The 18,554-nt window shown below is 70.9% G+C and carries 15 protein-coding genes; 12 read left to right on the top strand and 3 right to left on the bottom strand.

The window, feature by feature from the left end; all coding sequences use genetic code 11:
* Positions 1-36: 36 nt before the first annotated feature.
* Positions 37-1,566 (bottom strand): class I adenylate-forming enzyme family protein, encoded by a 1,530-nt coding sequence (locus ACZ37P_RS34785; protein ID WP_467350416.1) that lies wholly within the window; start codon positions 1,564-1,566, stop codon positions 37-39.
* Between the two features lie 295 nt (positions 1,567-1,861).
* On the opposite strand from ACZ37P_RS34785, the gene ACZ37P_RS34790 reads away from it, so the two are divergent.
* The 4 genes from ACZ37P_RS34790 (at position 1,862) to ACZ37P_RS34805 (ending at position 7,408) form a co-directional block, all read left to right on the top strand.
* Positions 1,862-3,547: an NAD(P)-binding domain-containing protein gene (locus ACZ37P_RS34790; RefSeq protein ID WP_467350418.1), complete on the top strand. Its 1,686-nt coding sequence runs from the start codon at positions 1,862-1,864 to the stop codon at positions 3,545-3,547.
* Positions 3,544-4,623 (top strand): alpha-hydroxy acid oxidase, encoded by a 1,080-nt coding sequence (locus ACZ37P_RS34795; protein WP_467350420.1) that lies wholly within the window; start codon positions 3,544-3,546, stop codon positions 4,621-4,623. The genes ACZ37P_RS34790 and ACZ37P_RS34795 overlap by 4 nt, the downstream gene beginning before the upstream one ends.
* Positions 4,617-6,059: a cytochrome P450 gene (locus ACZ37P_RS34800; protein WP_467350422.1), complete on the top strand. Its 1,443-nt coding sequence runs from the start codon at positions 4,617-4,619 to the stop codon at positions 6,057-6,059. Before ACZ37P_RS34795 ends, ACZ37P_RS34800 begins: the two co-directional genes overlap by 7 nt.
* 62 nt (positions 6,060-6,121) lie before the next feature.
* Complete coding sequence (locus ACZ37P_RS34805; protein WP_467350424.1) at positions 6,122-7,408, top strand: cation:proton antiporter; 1,287 nt, start codon at positions 6,122-6,124, stop codon at positions 7,406-7,408.
* Positions 7,409-7,444: 36 nt separating this feature from the next.
* On the opposite strand, the gene ACZ37P_RS34810 is transcribed toward ACZ37P_RS34805, so the two are convergent.
* Entirely contained in the window at positions 7,445-8,917 is a 1,473-nt protein-coding gene (locus tag ACZ37P_RS34810) for a serine hydrolase domain-containing protein (protein ID WP_467350426.1), read from the bottom strand.
* 399 nt (positions 8,918-9,316) lie between these two features.
* Between ACZ37P_RS34810 and ACZ37P_RS34815 the strand changes: the two genes are divergently transcribed.
* On the top strand, positions 9,317-10,816 hold the full coding sequence (locus ACZ37P_RS34815; protein ID WP_467350427.1) for a ricin-type beta-trefoil lectin domain protein: 1,500 nt from the start codon (positions 9,317-9,319) through the stop codon (positions 10,814-10,816).
* 251 nt (positions 10,817-11,067) lie between these two features.
* Here the strand turns inward: ACZ37P_RS34815 and ACZ37P_RS34820 are convergent, their stop codons facing one another.
* Positions 11,068-11,292, bottom strand: a complete 225-nt coding sequence (locus ACZ37P_RS34820; protein WP_391162235.1) for a hypothetical protein — start codon at positions 11,290-11,292, stop codon at positions 11,068-11,070.
* Here ACZ37P_RS34820 and ACZ37P_RS34825 point away from each other — a divergent pair.
* From ACZ37P_RS34825 to ACZ37P_RS34855, 7 genes are all read left to right on the top strand, one after another.
* Positions 11,210-12,676: a sugar ABC transporter ATP-binding protein gene (locus ACZ37P_RS34825; RefSeq protein WP_467350453.1), complete on the top strand. Its 1,467-nt coding sequence runs from the start codon at positions 11,210-11,212 to the stop codon at positions 12,674-12,676. The genes ACZ37P_RS34820 and ACZ37P_RS34825 overlap by 83 nt on opposite strands.
* Positions 12,673-13,719: an ABC transporter permease gene (locus ACZ37P_RS34830; protein WP_401725410.1), complete on the top strand. Its 1,047-nt coding sequence runs from the start codon at positions 12,673-12,675 to the stop codon at positions 13,717-13,719. Before ACZ37P_RS34825 ends, ACZ37P_RS34830 begins: the two co-directional genes overlap by 4 nt.
* Positions 13,716-14,720, top strand: coding sequence for a sugar ABC transporter substrate-binding protein (locus tag ACZ37P_RS34835; RefSeq protein ID WP_401725413.1), 1,005 nt, complete (start codon positions 13,716-13,718; stop codon positions 14,718-14,720). The genes ACZ37P_RS34830 and ACZ37P_RS34835 overlap by 4 nt, the downstream gene beginning before the upstream one ends.
* Complete coding sequence (locus ACZ37P_RS34840) at positions 14,713-15,723, top strand: ABC transporter permease (RefSeq protein ID WP_467350431.1); 1,011 nt, start codon at positions 14,713-14,715, stop codon at positions 15,721-15,723. Before ACZ37P_RS34835 ends, ACZ37P_RS34840 begins: the two co-directional genes overlap by 8 nt.
* Before the next feature lie 61 nt (positions 15,724-15,784).
* Positions 15,785-16,543 (top strand): SDR family NAD(P)-dependent oxidoreductase, encoded by a 759-nt coding sequence (locus ACZ37P_RS34845; protein ID WP_355349045.1) that lies wholly within the window; start codon positions 15,785-15,787, stop codon positions 16,541-16,543.
* Positions 16,540-17,304, top strand: a complete 765-nt coding sequence (locus ACZ37P_RS34850; RefSeq protein ID WP_467350432.1) for an SDR family NAD(P)-dependent oxidoreductase — start codon at positions 16,540-16,542, stop codon at positions 17,302-17,304. Before ACZ37P_RS34845 ends, ACZ37P_RS34850 begins: the two co-directional genes overlap by 4 nt.
* A 268-nt stretch (positions 17,305-17,572) precedes the next feature.
* Complete coding sequence (locus ACZ37P_RS34855; RefSeq protein ID WP_467350433.1) at positions 17,573-18,508, top strand: LysR family transcriptional regulator; 936 nt, start codon at positions 17,573-17,575, stop codon at positions 18,506-18,508.
* Positions 18,509-18,554 lie beyond the last annotated feature (46 nt).

An 18,554-nucleotide genomic window follows, 5' to 3' on the forward strand; every position in this document is an offset into this window, starting at 1 on the left:
CCGCGTGAACTGACGGCTGGGCGGGCGCGAGTCCGCTCAGCCGGTCGTCGTCACCGGGGCGCCGGGCGGACCCGGGACACCGTGCGCACCGGGGAGGAGCGCCAGCAGGGCCCGCTTGTCGGGCTTGCCGCTGGGTGCGACCGGCATCGCGTCCAGCACGGTGACGGTGGCGGGCACGGCCGCCTCGCCCAACTCGGCGCGTACGGCGCCGCGCAGGATGTCGGCGGTCGGCGTGCGCCCCACGACGGGTACGACGAAGGCGTGGGCGGCCTCACCGGTCGTCTCGTCGGGGGCCCCGACCACATAGGCCTGGTCGACGTCCGGGTGGGCGGCGAGCGCGGACTCGATCGCTCCCGCGTAGTGCAGGATCGCGTTGACGAAGATGACGTCGCGGGCGCGGCCGACCAGGCGCAGATAGCCGTCGTCCGCGAGGGTGCCGAGGTCGCGGGTGCGGATCCAGCCGTCGCTCACTACCTCGCGGGTCTGTTGCTCGTCCTGCCAGTAGCGCGACATGGCGCCCGCGCTGCGGACCCAGATCTCGCCGGGTGTGCCCGGCCGCACGGGGCGCCCCTGGGGATCGCGCACGCTGACATCGACGCCGGGCATCGGCCGGCCGACCGAGTCCATCACTTGCTCCGGCCGCTCGGCCACATCCTCGGGGGTGAGGAGCGCGAGCATGCCCGTCTCGGTCTGCCCGTACCCCTGGTGGACGGCGGGGCCGAGCCGGTCGGCGGCCTCGGCGAGCCGGTGCGGCGGCAGCGGTGAGCCCGCGACGAGCAGGACGCGCAGGCTGCTGGTGTCGATGTCCTCGGTGCGCAGGGTGTCAAGGATCTGGTAGAGCCGGGGGACGGTGCACAGGCACGCGGTGATGCGGTGGCGCTGCCAGATCTCCGGGAAGGTGAGCGGGGGTTCGGGGATCACGGCGGTGCCGCCGTCCAGCAGACACAGGGAGAGGTGTTCGAGCATGACGGCGCTGGTGAGGGTGCCGAAGACGAGGTAGCGGCGGTATCCGGCGGCGAGTCGGGCGGTGGTCGCGCTCCACCGCGCGGGCTGCCACGACCAGTGTTCGCTGAGCGCGCGGTAGGTCTGGGCGCAGCCCTTGGGGTGGCCGGTGCTGCCGCTGGTCAGGGTGATGAGGCCGATGTCGTCGGGGCGGCCGTGCGCGGTCAGGGCGTCGGGCGATGTGTCCGCCGGTGCGGCCGACAGGTCGCGGTCCACGTCGAGTACGGGGCGGGTGCCCGCCGCCGCCAAAAGCGCGGGGGTCGCGGTCGAGTCGTCGGCGACGACCGCGTCGACTCCGGTGGACAGCACATGGGCGAGCTGGCTCGGCGTCAGTCCGGGGCGCAGCCCTGTGACGCGGCATCCCAGCAGGTGGGCGGCGATCTGGGCGGCGAAGCCCCGCGGGGTGACGGCGGTGGTGACGGCCACTCCCCCGCCGGGGCCGAGTCCGGCCGCCCGCAGTCCCGCGACGCAGCGGCGTACGAGGTCGAGCACCTCGCCGCGGCTGACGGGATGTGACCGGAATTCGAAGGCCGGGGTGCCCGGATCGCGCAGGAAAGCGTCCACGAGTGGCTGGGGAAATACCGATTCGGCCGGATTGTTCACGGCGCTCTCCGATCCGGTGGGGCGGTCACGGGGGTCGCGTTTCGGCCGCGGACAACTGCAATGCCGGGAGGGAAACCTCGGCGGGCATATGTGCGCACGGCTCGCACGGCACACGTCGGGCACTTGCGCCGAAGCTGAAATTATCCGCCTGAACACCAAGGGCTGTGGTGTGATATGGATCACATCCCTGCCTATAGATGTCTCCTTTAACTCTCAACTACGGTGACTCCGTCCATCTCAGGAGCCGGGAGGCCCAGTGTCCGGAGAAGAGCGGATCGATTACCTCGTCGTCGGTGCGGGACCCGCGGGAATCCAGGCGGCATATTTCCTGGAACGCGCGGGACGCGACTATCTGATCGTCGAGGCGGGCGCGGCTCCCGGCACCTTCTTCACGAGGTTTCCCAGACACAGGAAACTCATATCCATCAACAAGGTGCACACCGGCTGGGACGATCCCGAGCTGAATCTGCGCACCGACTGGAACTCGCTGCTGTCCGACGAGGGCTCGCCGCTGTTCACCACGGTCACACCCCGGTACTTCCCCGACGCCGACGACATGGTCGGCTATCTCGCCGACTTCGCCGACACCCACCGCCTGCGGATCCGCTACGGCACGCGGATCACCCGTATCTCCCGGCGACCGGCGCAGGACGGCGGCCCGCGCGGGGACTTCGAGACCGTGGACCAGGACGGCACCGTCCGCAGGGCCCGGCGGCTGATCATGGCGACCGGCGTGTCCCGCCCCTACATCCCGCCCATCGAGGGCGTGGAACTGGCCGAGCGGTACGACCTGATGCCGGTCGACCCAGCCGGGTTCACCGGGCAGCGGGTACTGATCATCGGGCGGGGCAATTCGGCCTTCGAGACCGCCGACAACCTCATCGAGACGGCCTCGGTCATCCATGTGGCGGGACCCGGCTCACTGCGGCTCGCCTGGCAGACCCATTTCGTGGGGCATCTGCGGGCGGTGAACAACAATTTCCTGGACACGTATCAGCTCAAGTCGCAAAATGCCCTGCTCGACGGGGAGATCATGCGCATCACCAGGGACGGCGAGGACGGCCCCTACCGGGTCCCGGTGAAATTCGCGCGGGTGAACGAGGTGGTCAAGGAGATCACCTACGACCGGGTTATCCTTGCCACCGGCTTCCGCTTCGACGCCTCGGTCTTCGCCGAGGAATGCCGCCCGGAACTGACCATCAAGGACAGATTCCCGGCGCAGACGGACGCCTGGGAATCCCCGAACGTACCCGATCTGTATTTCGCCGGCACGATCACTCAGGTGCGGGATTTCAAGAAGTCCACCAGCGGTTTCATTCACGGCTTCCGCTACGGTGTCCGCGCGCTGCACCGCATCCTGGAACAGCGTTACCACGACCGGCCGTGGCCGCGCCGGGAACTGGCCGCCGATCCCGCCGGTCCCGGCGACCGCACCGACCGCACCGACCCCGCCGGACTCCCCGGGACGATCGCCGAAGCGGTGATCGAGCGGGTGAACCGCAGCTCCGCCCTGTGGCAGCTCTTCGGTTTCCTCGGCGACGCGGTCATCGCCTCCCGAGGACCGTCGGGCGAATCGGTCGGCTATCACGAGGAGGTGCCGGTCGACCATCTCCACCAGGCGGTCGGCGACGGCGTCTTCGGAGACGTCGGCCGCTATCTGACGGTCACCCTCGAATACGGCGCCGACCACGACAAGGTGAATCCGTTCGACATCTCCGTGGGCCGGGTGTCGCAGCAGGCGACCGCCGGGCTCGACGGCCGCTATCTCCACCCGGTGGTCCGGCTGTTCGAGAACGGCAAGCCGGTCGCGGAGCACCACATCACGGAGAATCTGGAGAACGAGTGGGACAGCGAGGAGGTCCACCGCGCCCCGCTCGTCCGCTTTCTGACGGACCATCCCGTCACGGGTGACGCCCCCGTCCCCGCCGCCGACCCGTCGTGAACGGGGTGCTGTCGGCGCTGCGGGACAGGGCCCGCGCCCGACTCGACCCGGTCCACTGGGACTTCTACGAGGGCGGCGCGGGCACCGAGACCGCCCTGGCCGAGAACGAACGCGCCTTCGCCCGGCTGGCCTTGCTGCCCCGGGTGCTGACCGGCACGGGCCACCCGGACACCAACGTGTCGCTGCCCGGCGGCCGGGCGTCGATGCCGGTGGTGGTCTCCCCCACCGCCTTCCACCGGCTGGCCCATCCGGACGGCGAACGCGCCACCGCGCGCGCTGCCGCGGCGGCCGACACCGTACTGATCACCTCGCAGGCGGCCACCACCGCCGTGGACGAGGTCACCGCCGCCGCCCGCTCGGTGCGGTCCGACGCCGTGGTGTGGTTCCAGCTCTATCTCCAGCCGGAGGCCGAGGTCACCGCCGCGCTCGTCCGGCGCGCGGAGAAGGCGGGCTGTACGGCGCTGGTGGTCACGGCGGACTCGCCGGTCTTCGGCCGCCGCGGCCGGGACGAGCGCAACGGCTTCCACGACCTGCCGCCGGGACTGGCCGCCGAGAACATGCGGGATCTGCCCGGCGCGCCGCCCGGCCGCACCCGCGACATCGCGATGTCACCGGCCCTGTCCTGGGACGACCTGCGCCGCCTGCGGGACGTCACCGGCCTGCCGGTCGTGCTGAAGGGCGTTCTGCACCCCGCCGACGCCCGGCGCGCGGTCGACGAGGGCGTACAGGCGCTGATCGTCTCCAACCATGGCGGCCGTCAGCTCGACGCGGCACCGGCCACCGTCGAGGCGCTGCCCGCGGTGGCCGACGCGGTCGGCGGGCGCGTCCCCGTGCTGCTGGACGGCGGGGTGCGCGGCGGCTGCGACGTGGTGGTCGCGCTGGCGCTCGGCGCGGCGGCGGTCGGCGTCGGCAGGCCCGTGCTGTGGGGCCTCGCGGCGGACGGCGAGGCGGGCGTGACCGCCGTACTGGAGGAGTTGCGGGCCGAGTTGGCGCATGTGCTGACGCTCTGCGGCAGCGCCGACTGCCGCGGCCCGGCACGCGATCAGGTCGTGGCGCGGGGGGCGAGGGCGTGCTGAGGCGCGCCGGGGCGGCGGCGCTCGCGCTGTCCGTCCCCTATTGGCTGCCGCGGACCGTCGTCGCCCTGCGGGTGTGGGTCTTCGCCCGGATCAACGGCCCGGAGGGCGTGGTCGTCCCCAACCCGGAGGTGGCCGCTGACCGCTTCACCGAGTTGTACGAGCATCCGGCCGCCAGCGGTCGCAGCAAGGGCGCGGCACTGTCCGATCTGTTCTGGTACTGGCTCTCCCCCGGTCCCGAGGTCCACCAGGAGCATCTGGAGCCGGGGCCCCGCTACGACGCCGTCGCCCGGACCACCGCCGCGATCCTCGCCGGGACCAGCGCCGAACTCGCCGCGGCCGCGGCCCGGCGGACGGCGCGGGTGCTGGACGAACTCGTGCCGGGCGACGCCGCGTTGGTGCGGCTGCGAGATCTGATGATGCCGGTCTGGGCGGAGTTCTTCTACGGCCTGGTCTTCCGCGAGCCGTGCCCGCCGCACGCGCGCCGGCTCATCGTGGCCAATGCCGAGGACGTCATCAACTCCCTGAAGAACACCCGCCTTCGGCACATGCGGCGGCGCGAGCGGCTGACCCGCTACCTGCTGCGCAGGCTGGCCGCGGGCGACGTACCGCACGCGCTGCCGCCGGAGTTGGCGTCGCCGAAGGACCGCGCGCACTACCTCCAGGGCACCTTCTTCAACACCGCGGTCGTGCAGATGTCGGAGGCGATGGCGCATCTGCTGCTGATGCTCGCCGCGGAATCCGACGTCCAGCAGCGGCTGGCGGACCACCCCGAGGACGACCGGTACCTGTCCCACGTGATGAACGAGACGCTGCGGATGTACCCGCTGTTCGGCATCGCGCACCGCGTCACGGCCGAGGAGATCGACCTCGGCGGCGGCGCGCGCTATCCGGCGGGCACGGTGCTGTGCTTCGACTATCCCGCCTACCACGCGACGGGGTACGCCGATCCGGACACGTTCGACCCGGAGCGGTGGAATGGGACGTCCGCCAAGCACGCGCACCACATCCCCTTCGGGGTGGCCGCGAACCGGCCGTGTCCCGCCTGGCGGCTCGCCCCGCTGATCATGCGGGCCGCGACCCGCGAGGTGCTGGCCCGCTTCACCCTGCACACCGCGGTGTCGCACACCCGCTCCATCCCGCACCGCGCGCCCTGCCTGCTGGTGCGCCGCGACCGGCCGCTGCCGCGGTACCGGATCTTCGCCGTCCGGGCGTTCCTGCGGGTCCGCGACCGCTGGGAGGACGTCGGCCGCAGTCTGCTCCAACTGGCCTTCGGCACCTGGATGGTGCTGGACGCGCGGCGGCAGCGGCCGACAGAGCGGTGGTTCGCCGCGCACGACACGCAGGGCCGCCCGCTGACCGACGCGCGTCCGGGCGGTCACGGCCCGGACGACGACGCGTCCGGCGGGCCCGCGGACCGCTGTCCTCACCCCCACTGACCCCGGCAGTCACAGGCACTGCCTCCCCCCATGAATCCGCACCCGCCGAAGGGCAGCCCGCCATGTCCGCGACCGCGCTCGGCCCCGCCTTCCTGCTCGCCGTCGTCGTCATCCTCCTCACCTGCCGGATCGCCGCCTGGGCGCTGCGCCCGCTCGCCCAGCCGCCCGTGGTGGCCGAGATGATCGCGGGCGTGCTCCTCGGTCCCTCCGTACTCGGCCTCGTCGCCCCCTCGTGGGAGCACGCCGTCTTCCCCGCCGACCTGCGGCCCGTGCTGTACGTGGCCGGGCAACTCGGTCTGGTGCTCTTCATGTTCCAGGCGGGGTACGAATTCCGCGTCGACCGGATCAAACCGGTGGCCAGACCCGCCGCGCTGATCTCGACGGCCGGGATTCTCGTACCGCTGGCACTGGGCACCGCGCTGGTGTGGGCCGTGCGCGATTCGGTGCACACCGCTCCCGCCGGTGTGCCGATGTACGTGGCCGCGCCCTTCGTCGGCGTCACACTGTCGATCACCGCGTTCCCCATGCTGGCCAGGATCATCACCGAACGCGGCCTGACCGACACGGCGTTCGGCACCATCTCGCTCGCGGCCGGCGCGCTGGACGATGTCGTCGCGTGGATTCTGCTGGCGGGCGTCCTCAGCCTGTCGCGCGGCACCTCCGGGCCCGTCGTGCTCGCGGTGGCGGGCGCGGCCGGTCTCGCGGTGGTGCTGTTCGCACTGGTGCGGCTGCGCGGTCCCGCGATCCGGATCGCGGAGCGGCTGCCCTCGGATCAACTGCTGCTGATGACCTTGCTGTTGCTGTGCCTGGCGGCCTGGTACACCGACCGGATCGGCCTCTACGCGGTCTTCGGCGCTTTCAGCCTGGGCGTCGCGTATCCGAGGGCGCCGAGGATCGACCGTACGCTGGAGGCCGCGGCGCCGGTCAGCCGCGTCCTGCTGCTGCCGCTGTTCTTCACGTACTCCGGGCTGAACACCGACACCGGTCTGCTGACCGACCCGACGCTGCTGCTGTTCGCCGCGGGCTGCACGCTGGCCGCCGTGGTCGGGAAGTTCGGCGCGTGCTGGCTGGCCGCCAGGCTCGCCGGGCAGAGCGGTCCCGTGGCGCTGCGGGTCGGCACCCTGATGAACGCGCGCGGGCTGATGCAGCTCATCGCCATCAACGTCGGGCTGGCGGAGGGCGTGGTGACGCGGTCGATGTTCACCGTGCTCGTCCTGGTCGCGCTGGTGACCACGGTGATGGCCACGCCGCTGCTGGCGCTGTGGGACCGGCGGGACGGCGGCGTCCCGGACGCGCCCGCCGTCCCCGCCGCCCCGCCTCCGTCGAAGGTCTCCGCCGTCAGCGAGTGAGGACGCGGCCTCGCCGCCGGGCCGGACGCGGCGCGGTCAGCGGGGCGCGCCGAACGAGCTGAGCGGTGTCGGACGCAGCGGCTTCCCGTGCCAGGCCGCCGTGAAGTCGCGGGCGGCGAGCGAGCACGTGAGCGTCAAGTGATGCGGGGTCTCCAGGAATCCCAGCTCGGCGACGAAGGTGTCGGCGTCGGTCCAGCCCGCGCTGACCGCGGTCGGTACGGGGACGGCGGGCCGTTCGGCGACCGCCCAGCCGGTCCCGGCGAAGCGCAGCGCGAACGGCGGCTCGTCCTCGTTCTTCGCCTGGTCGAGCGTGAGGATCCAGCCGTCGCCGTCGGCCGACAACTCCACCGCCGTCAGGCTCGGTTGGGCCTCGGCCTCGCCGTCGCGCGGCGCGAACCGCACCCCGGACCACGCCTCGGTGTCGGCGGGCGCCGCCTCCCCCTCGACCGTCGGGAGGACGAGCCGGGACAGCCGCTCGCGCAGCGCCGCGTCCTCGGCGCTCTCCGCCGCGTCCTGCCCCGCGGCGCTCACCGGCTCCGGCCCGAAGGCGGGCAGCAGGTGCTCCCAGATCATGTCCATCACGGACTGCATGAGATCGGTGTTCGCGGTGATCGCGATCACCACGTCCTGCTCGGGCAGCACGACGCAGAACTGCCCGACCGCCCCGTCACCGCGGTAGCCGTGGCGCGACATCCAGAACTGGAAGCCGTATCCCTGCGCCCAGTCCGAGTTCCGCGCCTCGGGCGAGCCGTCGCTGTTGTCGACGTGCGCGCGGGTCGCCTGCGCGACCCAGGACGCCGGAAGGAGCTGCTCGCCCTCCCACACGCCCTTGTCGAGGTAGAGCTGGCCGAGTCGGGCGACCGCGTCGGTGGCGGCGTGCAGCCCGCTGTAGCCCAGCTCGCGGCCCGCCCTGTCGCGCTCCCACAGCGTCTCGCCGATGCCGAGCGGATCGAGCAGACGGGGCCGCAGGTACTCGGTCAGCGTCTGCCCGGTGGCGCGCTGGATGATGGCGCCGAGGGTGTACGTGGTGGGCTGGTTGTACGCGAACACCGAGCCCGGCTCGCGGTCCGGCGGGATCAGCAGGAAGCCGCGGACGGGCTCTTCCGCGTCGATCGCGTGCGCCTGGACCACGGTCTCGGACAGGTGACCGCTGGCCATGGAGGCGATGTGCCGCACCTTCATGGCGCGGCTTCCGGGATCGGTGATGTCGGCGTCGAATTCGGGGAAGTAGGAGATGACCCGGGCGTCCAGGTCCAGCAGTCCCTCCTCGATGGCGAAGCCCACGGCCGATCCGGTGAAGCTCTTGCTGATCGAGTAGAGCCGGTGCGGCCGGTCGGCGGTGAAGGGAGCCCACCAGCCGGAGGCGACCACGCGGCCGTGCCGCAGGATCATCAGGCCGTGCGGTTCGACACCGGGCGCCGCCTCGATCGCGTCGAGGAACGCCTGGACTCCGCGGGCGTCGACGCCTTGCGCGGCCGGGCTGCTGACGGGCAGCGGGTGAGCGGTCATCGGGCTTCCTCCTGCTGCTGGATCTTCGACGGCCATCCTCGCCGCGCCCCGGCACGGGTGTCCAGGGGGGTGTCGTCGGCGGGCCGCCGGACAGATCCGCGCGCGGGGCCGCCGCGTCCCCTCCGCCGGGTCGCGTACGGCCCCGGTGACGCGGCGCGGTCGCGCCGAATAGCGGGCATTCCGCATTCCGAATGGCCGCCATTCGCATAACGGGTGCGGATTTATCGGCGGCCCGACCGTCGAGAACTCCCGCTATTCGTCCCGCGGATGACCGCCTTCCGAAAGACGCGATCGACGCAGATGGGAGGCGTCGATACGTTCATCCCCAACTTGTCGACGGCGCGTTGCCGCCCACGTCGGGCCGTGTTCAGCAATTCGCGCCATGCAGGAGAGGACGTCATGTCACCCCCCCACCCCATGGTGATCGCACCCGCTCCACCCCGTATGAGCCGCCGTCTGCTGACCTGGGTGCTGACCGCCCTGGCCATGCTCACCGTGGTCCCGCTGATGACGGTGACCGCCGCGACGTCGGCCACCGCCGCCGAGACCCCCCTCAACCCCAGCCAGTTCCACGGCGTGCACTGGTCGCGCCTCGGGGACAACTTCACCTTCGACAGGCTCGTGCTCCAAGGCCTGTCGGCCAACGACGACTACAACTCCGCCAGGATCAAGGCCGACGGTATGTTCGCCGCGTTCCAGAGCACTCTGGGCGCCAACACCGTGCGGCTGCCGATGAATCCCGCCACGGTCAACTGGAACACCTACAACGCCGTGATCGACGCGGCGACGGCCAAGGGCTTCAAGGTCATTCTCTGTTACTGGTCGGAGGACGGCAGCAACACGATAACCAGCGCTTACCTGCCCACCTGGAATCAGATGTGGGACACGGAGATCGCCCGGTATCTCAGCAATCCGCTCATCTCCTTCGACCCGATGAACGAGCCCGTCGGCATGACCACTCCCCAGTGGCTCGACTTCGCCGCCAACTGGATCGCCCGGGCGAGCGCGGCCGGGCTGCCCAGGAGCCGGATGTTCATCGAGGGGGCCCAGGCCGACGGCGGCGGCTGGGGAAGCGACCTCAGGCCGCTGTGCAACGACTCCCGTTTCAACGGGGTCTATCTCGCGATGCACCGCTACGCCTTCCCCTACGGCGCGCGGTCGTACAGCGACTGGGTCAACGACATCAAGACCTACATGGGCAACTGCTCCTCGCGCACCGTCATCGAGGAGTTCGGCGCCGACGCCGACAACGGCATCAACTACGACGCCACGCCCAGCAGCACCACGCCCAAGGAAGTCGCCTTCCTGCGGGCCGTCACCGATGTCGCCCGCCAGTACAACCTGGGCACGATCTGGTGCCACGGCATCGGCGGCAGGACCACCAGTTCCGACCACGACTCGCTGAACATCCTCAGGCTCTACAGCGCGTACGGCGGCGGCACCCAGAATCTGCCGCTGTGGGTCCCGAACCAGACGGCCGTCAACCGCCTCGAATACGCCTGGGGCGCGTCCGGCGCGAGCACGACCCGGCTGCGCGATGTCGGGTACACCGCGTGCCTCGACGTCCCCGGCGCGTCCCACGTCAATGACGTCCAGCTCCAGGTGGCGGGCTGCGGCGCCGGCGACAATCAGCAGTGGACGCGCCAGTCCAACGGCGCGATCAGCGTCTACAACGGGACGAAGTGCCTGGACGCCCAGGGCTTCGGCAAGACCAACGGCACTCATGTCATCAGCCATGACTGTCTGGGCACCGCCAACCAGCAGTGGCTGTTCTTCTCCGACGGCACGGTCCGCGGCGTCGACTCGCACCTCTGCCTGGACGCCGACCTCTACAGCGCCCAGAACGTCCAGCTCTGGTCCTGCGGGAACGGCACCAACCAGAAATGGCAGCTCCTGTGACGAGGACGCCTGCCGGGCACATGCGCCGCCGGTCGCGGAGACTCCACCCCGCGGCCGGCGGCGCTCGCCGAGTCGGCGGGCGGCGGCACCGCCCGGGGGACGGCGGAAGCCGCCGCTCCGGGCCATTCGCTTAACGGATTGACGCCTCCCGAAACACGAACTTCACACGCACGACTCTTGGCCTTAGCGTCATCCGCATCCTGACAGGCCGATATACGGCGTCCGGAGATCAGATGTACCGGGGCGTCAGATCAGGTGTACCGGGACGTCCCCATCACTTCACGGAGGAAACATGTCTGCCGGAATTGCGAGCCGAGGATGACGGGCGGGGCGCCGGCGATCGTGGTGCGCAATGTGTCGAAGTCGTTCGGCGGTGTCGCGGCGGTCCAGAATGTGTCCTTCACCGTATCGGGCGGCGAAGTCGTCGCATTGGCGGGTGAAAACGGCGCGGGGAAATCCACGGTGAAGAACATCATCGGCGGAATCCTGCGTCCCGACACCGGGCGGGTCGACTTCGGCGGGCCCGGCGCCGACGCCGACAAGGCGGGCGGGACGGGCGGTGCGGCGGCCGGAACGGGCGCTGCGAGAAAGCGCTCAGGTGTTGCCACGGTGCACCAGGAGACCAGTCTCTTCCCGGATCTCACGGTCGCCGAGAACATCCTCATCGGGCGACTGCGCGACGGCCGCTCGCTCACCGTCAGGCCAGGACACCTCAAGCGGCTCGCGGCCCCCGTCCTGCACCGCGTCGGCGCGCGCTTCGGCCCGGAGGCGCTCGTACGGGACCTGTCCGCCGGTCAGCGGCAGTTGGTGGAGATCGCCAAGGCGCTGGCCACCGAACCGCGGGCCATCGTCTTCGACGAGCCGACCGCTTCGCTCAACCTCGCGGAACGCGAACTGATCATGCGGATCATCGAGCAGTTGCGCGCCGACGGAGTGGCGGTTCTCTACATCTCGCACTATCTGGAGGAGATCGCGCGGCTCAGCCAGCGCATCGTGGTGATGCGGGACGGACAGGTCGTCGGCGACCGCCCGACGAGCGAACTGGACCGCAGCGCGCTCGAAGCCCTCATGGTGGGACGCGAACTCGCCCGCGGATACCCGGCGCTTCCGCGTCCGCGGTCCGAGACCATGCTCTCGGTGCGGGACCTCGACGACGACGCACGCGTCAGCGGGGTCTCGTTCGACATCGCCAAGGGCGAGATCTTCGGGCTCGCGGGGCTGATGGGCTCCGGTCGCACCGAGGTCGCCAGGGCCGTCTTCGGGCTCGGCGGCAGGACCGGGCGCATCGAGATCGCGGGGCAGCCGCTGCGCCGCGGCGACGTCCGCGCGGCCATCGCGGCCGGAATCGCGTTCGTCACCGAGGACCGCGCGCACGAAGGGCTCTTTCTGGAGCGGCCCATTCGGGAAAGTCTCTCCCATGTCGACCTCGGCTCGGTCTCCGCCGCGCGAAAGGGCGGCTGGCTGGACCACCGGGCCGAACGGCGTCTGGCCCAGGAACTCGCCGCCAAGGTCGGGCTCGTCGCCCGCGGCGGCCTGGAATCCGGCGGGAATTCACTCAGCGGCGGAAACCAGCAGAAAGTCGTCATCGGCAAGTGGCTTGCCAGGAAACCACGTCTGATCATTCTGGACGAGCCGACCCGGGGAATCGACGTCGGCGCCAAGGCGGAAATCTACCGTCTTCTCGTCGACCTGGCCGACAGCGGATCGTCCATCCTGCTCATCAGTTCGGAAATGGAGGAAGTGCTCGGCCTCAGCCACCGCGTCGGGGTCATGCACGACGGCAGATTGGTTGACATTCTCGACAGGTCCCAGGCCACTCAGGAAACGGTGATCAGGCTCGCCACGGGCGGCGTCCGATGAGAACCCCTTCGTGGCTGTACGACGGCCCCCGCGCGCTGGTGCGGCGACAGCCGCTGCTGCCCGTGCTGGCGGTGCTGCTGATCGTTCTGTCGGTGTCCTACGACGGCTTCGCCGGTACGGCGAACTTCCGCAACATCGCCGTACAGGCGAGTCCCCTGACCATCGCCGCGGTCGGCGCGACCTACGTGGTCATCACGTCGGGAATCGACCTGTCCGTCGGCTCGATGCTGTTCCTGGCCGCCGCCGTCGAGTCCAGCGACGCCCTGATCGGCAGGCCCGCGGGCGTGGTGTTCCTCGCAGTCGCCGCGGCGGGGGTGTGCATGGGGCTGCTCAACGGCGCCGCGGTCGCGACGAGCCGGGTGCCCGCCCTCATCGTCACCCTCGCCACTCTCCAGGTGTTCCGCGGCGCCGGGGGTCATATCACCGGCCAGCAGAACATCAACCTCCCGGCGAATCTGCGGGACATCGGCACATCGGCGGTGCTGGGGGTTCCCGCGCCGGTCTGGCTGGCGGCGGCCGCGGCGCTCGGCGGGGGCTGGGTGTTCAGCCGCACGCTGTTCGGCCGGTATCTCCAGGCGGTGGGTTCCCACCGCGACGCCGCCGTCAACGCGGGCCTGCCCGTGAAGTGGGTGACCGTCGGGGCGTACGCGCTGGCCGGGCTGCTGGCCGCGCTCGCGTCCCTCACCCAGACCGGCCGCCTCGGCGCCGTTCAGCCGTCCATCGGCCAGGGCTACGAACTGACGGTCATCACGGCCGTCGTCCTCGGCGGGACGAGTCTGTTCGGTGGCCGCGGCAGCATCACCGGCACCGTCCTGGGCGCCCTCGTCCTCACGACCGCGCAGACCGGACTGGTGTTCTCCGGGGCCTCTCCCTATGTCTTCGACATCGTCCGGGGCGCCGTTCTGCTCGTCGCTGTTCTCGCCGCCGCCGTCCGGTGGCGCAATCCGGTCCGGCTGTTCGGTCCGACCCGTACCTCTCCGTCGGACGGCCCCCGGACCGTGCCCGCGGAGGCCGGCGCAACGAAACTGAAGGAGCTCAGATGAAGCCGAACCTGATCACAAGATGCGCGGCCGTCGCGGCCGTGGCCTGCCTGGCGCTGACGGCCTGTGGCTCGTCCTCGAAATCCGGGGCGGGATCGACGTCCGGGGGCAAGCACGGCACGATCGGGGTCAGTTTCGATCTGCTCAACGCGATCCGCACCTCGGAGAAGGTCTCCATCGAGAAGGCGGCGGCAGCGGCCGGTTACAAGGTCGTCTTCTCCGTCGCGGACCAGGACGCGCAGAAGCAGGCGTCGCAGATCCAGGATCTGATCCAGACCCGCAAGGTCGACGCGCTCATCGTCATCGCGCAGGACGGGAAGCAGATCGCCTCCTCGATCAGCCTGGCCAAGGCCCGCCGCGTTCCCTTCGTGACCATCGACCGGGCGGTCGCCGACGAACAGGACATCACGTTCCAGATCACCGGCGACCCCAAGGCGGACGGCAAGCTGGCGGCGGACGAGTTCGCCGCGGCGGCCAAGTCCAAGCCGTTGAAGGTGCTGGAGCTGGTGGGCGCGCTCACCGACCAGAACGCGATCGGCCGCAGGGACGGCTTCGACCACACGCTGGACGGCAACCCCGACGTCACGGTGGTCAGCCGGGTCCCCACCAACTGGGACCCGTCCCAGGCGCTGGACGGCACCTCCAACGCGCTGCAGAAGGACTCCGGCATCAACGCGATCTTCGTTCCGTCGGACTTCCTTCTGCCGTCGGTGCAGTCGGCGCTCACCACCGCCAAGCGGCTCGCTCCGATCGGCGACCCCAAGCATGTGTTCCTGGTGACGATCGACGGTGACGAGAACGGCTGCAAGGCCATCAAGGACAAGACCCTCGACGCCGACATAGCCACCCGCGTCGACCAGTTCGGCAAGGAGGCCGTCGCGTCGATCGCCACGGCGCTGGCCAAGCAGACCGTCAACCCCAAGACGGTCCAGAGCGCGGGCGTGACCCTCGACCAGGCCAACTTCGCGGCCGTCAGCTCCCAGGTGTGGGGTTGCGGTGCCTGAGACCGCCGACACCGGATCGCGTCCGGGCCGCCTGTCGTGGCTGCGTGATCCGGCCCGTCGTCCCGCCTGGTTCGGCGATCTGTCGATGCTGCCGGCCCTCGCCGTGCTGATCGCCGTCCTGAGCCTGACCACCGACGGCCTGCTGACGTCGTCGAACATCACCAATGTGTTCAGCCAGTCGGCCGTCGTTGCGATCGCCGCCATCGGCGCGACCTTCGTGATCCTCACCGGCGGCATCGACCTGTCCACCGGGAGCGTGATCGGCGCCAGCGGCGTCGCGGGGGCGTGGGTCATCACCACGACCGACAGCGTCGCGGCGGGCATCACGTTCGCGCTGCTGACCGGGGCGGCCATCGGTGTGCTGGTCGGACTGCTGGTCGCCAGGCTGCCCGTCGTGCCGTTCGCGGTGACGCTCGCGGCGCTGTACGTCGTCAGCGGCGCCACGACGCTGCTCAGCCACGGCAGGACGATCGCCCCCGTCCCGACCGGTTTCGTCGACTTCAGCATCGACGGGCCCGGCGGCGTGCCGTACGCCGTGTGGATGACGGTCGGGCTGTACGTGGTCGCGCAGGTCGCCCTGACGCGCACGGCGTGGGGCCGCCGGGTCCTGCTGCTGGGAGCCAGCGAGGAGGTCGCCCGGATCAACGGGGTCAACGTCCCCCTCATGAAGACCAGCGTGTACGCGGTGGCCGGTCTGTTCTCGGCGCTGGCCGGTGTCGTGCTGACCTCGGAACTGGCCGGGGCGGGAGCGAGCATGGGCAGCCCCCTGCTGCTCAACGTCGTCGGCGGCGTGGTCCTCGGCGGCACCAGTCTGTTCGGCGGTCGGGGCAGCCTGCTGCGCACCGCGACAGGGGTGCTGTTCCTCGGCTTCCTCTCCAACGGCATGAGCCTGCTCGGACTGGCCTCCTACGACCAGCAGATGGTGACCGGCGCGCTCATCTTCGTCGCCGCCTGCGGGGACGGTCTGGTGCGCTGGATACGCCCACGATCGGCCACCGCCTGACCGCCGCCGTCGCCGTACCTCACTCAACAACTCGACCCATGGACGAAGAAGCAGGCGATCAATGAGATTCACCCACAAAGTCGCGGTGGTCACCGGCGCCAACTCCGGTATCGGCCGGGCCACCGCCGTACGGCTGCTGGCCGAAGGCGCCCAGGTGCTCGCGGTCGACCTCCGCCATGACGCACCGTGGCCCGAGCCCGACCGCGACCGGCTGAGCACGCTCACCCTCGATGTCGCGGCGGCGGACGCCGCCGACGTCCTGACCGATACCCTGCGGTCGCGCTTCGGGCGCGTCGACGTGCTCGCCAATGTGGCGGGCATCCTGCGCATCGCGCCCTTCCTCGACGTGAGCCGCGCCGACTGGGACCGCGTCCTCGCGGTGAACCTGACGGCGCCGTTCTTCCTCGCCCAGGCGGTGGCGCGGATGATGGTCGACACGAAGACTCCCGGACGCGTCGTCAACGTCTCGTCGGTGCACGCCGTCGTCTCCGAACCGGGCGCCGCGCCGTACACCGCGACCAAGGGCGGTCTCGAGGCGATGACGCGGACCATGGCGTCCGAACTCGCCCCGCACGGCATCACGGTCAACTGCGTACGGCCGGGGCCGGTGCGTACCGGCATGAGCGACCCGATCTACACACCCGCCGTCGAGCGGGCGCTGGAGTCCCGCGTGCCGCTGGGCATCGCGCCGCCCGAGTGGATCGCGGCGGCCATCTGCTACCTGGCGTCCGACGAGGCGTGCTACACCACCGGAGCCGGTCTCGATGTCGACGGAGGGTACGCGATGGACGGCGCGCTTCCCGGATTGGCGTACTCGTGAGCGCCCGGGAGCCGCGGGTCGCGGTGGTCACCGGGGCGGCGTCCGGCATCGGCCGGGCCACGGCGCTCCGGTTGGCGGACACGGGATACGACCTCGCGGTGCTGGACATCGACGCCGACGGCCTGGCGCGGACCTGCGCGGAGATCGAGAAGGCGGGGGGTACGGGCCGCGCCTTCCCTGTCGACCTGCGCGATCCCGACGCGGTCGGCTCGGTCACCAGGGAAGTCGCCGTCACGCTGGGGACGCCCGTGCTGCTGGTGAACGTCGCGGGCACCGGACTCGCCGCGACGGTGCTGGAGACCAGCGACGAGGACTGGGACCGCGTCCTGTCGGTCAATCTCACCGGGCCCTTCCTCACCACCCGCGCGATGCTGCCGCTCATGCTCGACAACGGCGGTGGCGTGGTCGTCAACGTCGCCTCGGTCGCGGGCCAGGTCGGCCTCGCCCGGCGGGCCGCGTACTGCGCCTCCAAGGCGGGGCTGGTCGGGCTGACCCGGGCCATCGCGGTGGACCACGCCAAGGACGGCATCCGGTGCGTCGCGGTCTGCCCCGGCACCGTCGCGACCGAGTGGATCGACAAGATCGTCGCGAACGCCCCCGATCCGCTCGCGGCCCGGCAGGCGATGGCCGCCCGCCAACTGGACGGACGGCTCGGCTCGCCCGAGGAGATCGCCGCCACGATCGCCTTCGTCGCGGGCCCGGACGGCCGCTTCATCAACGGCGCGGCGCTGATCGTCGACGGCGGCCTGACCGCGGCGTGAGCCGTCCTCGGAAGGGGACCGGCCGTACGCCGGGGAGTGACGGTCCGGGGTCCGCCGGGGCCGCCTCTCACGGACGACGCCGTCCGCGAGAGGCGGCCCCGGTCCCCGGCCGGACCGCGCTGATCAGGCATTGATGTCCTGCACGCCCGTAGTGGCCCGGGGGGCGATCGGGTAATTTGGCCGCACACGAAAGGAACCGTCAGTGACCCTGTCCACAGGTGACAACGACGTCCCGTCCGAGCAGGGGACGACGGTTCCCCGCGACGCGATGTCTCTGCAGACAGCGTGGCTGCGCAGCTTCCTCGCGGTCGCCGACCGGGGCGGATTCGGCACCGCCACGCATACTCTGCACCTTTCGCAGTCGCGGGTCAGCGCGCACATAGCGGCGCTGGAACACGCCCTGGGGGTCACGCTCTTCGACCGCAAGGCCCGTCCGGTCTGCACCACGCAGGCGGGTGACCTCTTCTACGGTCACGCGCGGGCGGCGCTCCAGGAACTCCAGCGCGGTGTCGACGCCGCCCGCAGTACGCAGGACCAGATCGTCGCCCACCTCACCGTGGCCAGCTACCCGTCGGTCAGCTCCACCTATCTCCCGACGCTCCTCCAGGTCCTCAAGGCCGACCATCCCGGTCTCACCGTCGAGCTCTGGGAAGGGACCGCGGCCACGTTGGAGGAGGCCGTCGCGACGGGCACGGTCGACATCGCCTTCCGGCCGACGCTGCCGAAGATGCGCGAGCCCACGCTGTGCCACCGCACGATCTGGCGGGAGGACATCGTCGCGGTCATGCGGGACAACGATCCGCTGGCGACCAAGGCGACCGTCCGCGTGGACGACATCCTCTCCCGGCCCCTCATCGGCAATCCGGCCGGTTCCGAGGAGGAGGGCGGCGGCTACGACCTGCGGCACATGCTCGGGGAGTACGAGTCGAAGGCGGACATCGCCTATCTCACCGATCATCCCGCCACGCTCATCGCCCTTGTCCGGTCGGCGTTCGGCATCGGGATCATCAACCAACTGGCCGTGGAGACAACGACGACGGACGGTCTCACCGTCCGCCGCATCGAGTCGCCCACCGCCCACCGGGACGTCGCGCTGTTCTGGCTCCGCCGGCGTTCGAGCAACGCGGCCGTCTGCGCCTTTCTCAACGCGCAGGGCCGCACGCCGCTCCCGGCGAGCGTACGGCCCCTTCCGCCGACGGCCTGAGCCGGTCGCCCGGACGCCGCCGCCGTACGCCCCCGGAGCGGCCTTC

It is taken from the genome of Streptomyces sp. NPDC024632 (assembly GCF_055559175.1).